This window comes from Glutamicibacter nicotianae (assembly GCF_006539525.1).
In the GTDB taxonomy this organism is placed as follows: domain Bacteria; phylum Actinomycetota; class Actinomycetes; order Actinomycetales; family Micrococcaceae; genus Glutamicibacter; species Glutamicibacter nicotianae.
Genome location: NZ_BJNE01000035.1, coordinates 1 through 2,400 on the forward strand (window position 1 = coordinate 1; position 2,400 = coordinate 2,400).

Genomic DNA, 2,400 nt, shown 5'->3' on the forward strand with positions numbered 1-2,400 from the left:
GTCAGCCCAGCAACCCCAATCTTTCATCAGGATGTCCGGTTACCGAGCTACTAAAAGGTATCAAGGAGGACGAATTGAACAGGACAAATCAGGTGACAAGGGGACAAAAGATGAACGAATGCATGAAATAACAAAAATTTATATACAGTCGTACTATTTCGGATGAGACAAGGAATCAATAGGTTGAATGGAGTATGTCATCTTTAGTAGAGGAGCAACCTATGGCAACCAACGTTTTGACCCTCATTGGATCATTGCGCCGCGATTCCACTAACCGCCAGCTGGCTGAAGCTACGATCGCTAATTCCCCCGCGGGCATGGCCGTGGAGATCTTCGAAGGTCTCGAGACCCTCCCCTTTTATAACGAAGATATCGACGTCGAAGGGCAGGTTCCTTTTTCCGCCATCAAACTGCGTACCGCTGCTGAAGCTGCGGATGCCTTGTTGCTGGTCTCCCCGGAATACAACGGAACCATCCCAGCAGTCTTAAAGAACGCCATTGACTGGCTTTCTCGTCCGTTTGGAGCCAGCGCTGTTTCCAACATGCCGACCGCTGTCATTGGTACGGCAGCTGGCCGGAGCGGAGGGAAGGGGTCCCAGGACGAAGCACGCAAAGCAGTGGACATCGCAGGCGGTTACGTTCTCGAGACCGCCAAGCTTTCCATCCCGAACTCCTTAGTCCGGTTTGCTGAGGTCCACCCGAAGGACGATGCGGAAGTCGTTGGACAGGTGACCGAGGTTCTCGAGAGAATTCGTACCGCCACTGAAGAATGCAGAAAACAGCTAGTGGAGTCCAATTAGTCTCACCTTTCACCGACTCGTTGGTTTTCGTGGGGGCCCTATGTTCTTTGTCAAGCATTCGCAGGCACCGGAACATCGTAAAAAGTTCCATCACGAAGCATCGCGAACAGGAGCACCAACCGGCGGTGGGCCAACGCAATCAACGTCTGGTTATGCCGTTTGCCTTGGGCACGTTTCCAGCCGTAATGAGCTCTGCTGACGGAGTTAAAACGAATCGATGCGAATGCCGAAAGGAACAGTGCCCGTTTCAGTCGTTTGTTGCCTTCAAGGCTGACGCGTTCAGACTTGATCGAGGTTCCCGACTGGCTCGTGGTTGGTGCTAATCCTGCGAAGGAAGCCAGCGCGGCAGCGCTGGTAAACTCCTTGCCAGAGATCTCGGCAATCACGATCGCGGCAGTCCTGACGGCGACCCCTGGCATTGATGTCAGGACTGGAAAAAGAGGGTGGGCCTCCACCATCTTTTCCAGGTGACCGGCGACGTCCGCTCGTTGGGTGTGCAACGCGATCAGCTGCCGGGCGAGGTGAGGGATCACCAGGCCGGCGGCGTCAGCGCCGGCAACCAGCACGTACTGGGTTGCCAGGGCTTCGAATAAAATGGCGGTCCAGGCGGTGTGGCGACGCGCCCCGTGCTTCTTTGGCTTGGCATCAACTCGTGCCTGCCCGGCATTCTTCAATGCTGCCGGGGTAGGCCAAGACGCCAGGACCTCAAGTACAGGGTCATGCTCCGGCCAGGGGGCCGATGACCCTTTCCAAAGCCGGGTGGATCTGGGTGAACAGGCCACGGATCCTGTTGTTGGTCTGGGTAATTTGCCGGGCGAGGTCCAGATCGAAACGGGTCAGCGTGCCCAGCGTGGCTTCATCCTCGTCCGAGACTTGGATGCTGCGCAGCGTGTGTGGCGTGTTCCGGGCCGCGTCAGCGATGATGAATGCGTCCTTCTCATCGGTCTTCGCGGTGCCATGATACATGTCTGCGATACGTCGCGTCGTCAGTCCAGGCAGGTAAGCAACGCTGATTCCCAGGTCTTGGGCCACTGCTACGGCCAGGGCGCCAATGGTGGCCGGCTGGTCCACGACCACGAGCACGGCGCCTCGGGTGGAGAGTTCTTGGTAAATACTGGTGAGTTTGGCTTCGTCATTAGGTAGCATCTTGTTCCAGTTTTTGGTGCCGTCCGCAGCCAGAGCACAGGCCCAATGTTCGGTTTTCTCGACGTCCAAACCGAGGAAGATCTCGACATCAGTGGTTTTCATGACTAGAGCTCCTTTGAACTAGTACGGTGTTCAAAGTCGGCCAGCGACCCGTAGCAAAGTCATACATCCACGTTACGACTGACGTCCAATATTGTTGGCGTCGTGCCCCTGCTTAGCAATCTCCTCGCTGCCTTCCAGCCCCGGTGACAACGCCCCGGATCATTGAAGACAGGGGCAAGACACCATGCCGGGACTGGTTGGCCGACAGCTCCTATCATTCTCTGATTGAGGAGCTATCAACAAGGTAACGCGCAGCAGCCTGAACCCTTGCAGTGACATAATAAAAGGCTGACCGCAACTAAGTGTTCGCGTGGCTCATGAGAGATTTGCTGGACAAATCGCCAATATTAGA

Annotated in this window: 1 protein-coding gene and 1 pseudogene; one reads left to right on the forward strand and one right to left on the reverse strand. The window is 55.7% G+C overall.

Translation table 11 applies throughout. The features are described 5' to 3' along the window. Positions 1 to 221 precede the first annotated feature (221 nt). Positions 222 to 800 carry an NAD(P)H-dependent oxidoreductase gene (locus ANI01nite_RS16550; protein ID WP_141359356.1) on the forward strand — a complete coding sequence of 193 codons (579 nt, stop codon included), beginning with the start codon at positions 222 to 224 and terminating at the stop codon, positions 798 to 800. A gap of 50 nt (positions 801 to 850) precedes the next feature. Here ANI01nite_RS16550 and ANI01nite_RS16555 read toward each other — a convergent pair. After that, positions 851 to 2,048 (reverse strand): annotated as a pseudogene (locus ANI01nite_RS16555) (IS110 family RNA-guided transposase). Positions 2,049 to 2,400: the final 352 nt, after the last annotated feature.